Annotated in this window: 1 protein-coding gene; it reads right to left on the bottom strand. The window is 47.3% G+C overall.

Going from position 1 to position 770, the window contains the following annotated elements; all coding sequences use genetic code 11:
• Nucleotides 1-770 (bottom strand): LPS assembly protein LptD (gene lptD, locus R8O11_RS27000; RefSeq protein WP_318194848.1); only part of this gene is annotated, 770 nt, incomplete at both ends.

The raw sequence follows: 770 nt of genomic DNA, 5'->3' as shown, positions 1-770 counted from the left end.
ACCGATGTCAGAGTCCAAATCTAGGAAGTAATCAATGTCACTGACTTGTGAGTAATCAACTTTCACAATCCATTGTTTATTGATAATACCATCGTGCTTAACTTGGTAGCCCCAGCGAGAATCATCTTGATATTTTTTATCGCTGTTGAGGTATTCGCCTTTCTGTTTACCTTCACCCCAGCCATCGGGTAGGTTACGGAAATCGGTGTCGAGTTTGGTGCCACGTTGCTGCATGTAGAGTGCAGTGAGTGTCATGTCGTATTGAGGCGCGATGTTCCAGTAAAATGGCACTTCCACTTCCATACCGTCACTAGAACCGTAAGAAAGAGAAGGGAATAGGAAACCGGTTTTACGCGTGTTGCCAATAGGCATGGTCATGTATGGCACGTAAAACACGGGCACATCCATGATCTCAAAACCAGGCTGGTGCAGCGTGGCGGTCTCTTCGTCTTGGTCTACATCAATACCAGACGCAACCAAGCGCCATGAATTATCGCCTTCCGGACATGATGTGATTGAGCCATCTTCTAGTTCATAGACAGACTGACCTGTACGCGCAATGTAAGCAGCAGTACCACGACCTTGTTGGCAAAGAAATTGGTATTCGGTGTTTTCAAGCGAGAAGGTATCTTGGTTGATGTCGTTGGTAACACGATCTGAGCGGGCTTTAACTTGTCCGTCATTGAAGGTCACGTTGCCTTCTGCCACCACCACGTTGTCTTGTTGGTGCAGGGTTACGCTATCTGCGGTGATTTTCTTCGGACCTTGCG

Source organism: Vibrio sp. 1288, assembly GCF_033344475.1.
Note: the sequence above shows the minus strand (reverse complement) of the source record. Positions and strands in the feature narration are given on the sequence as shown.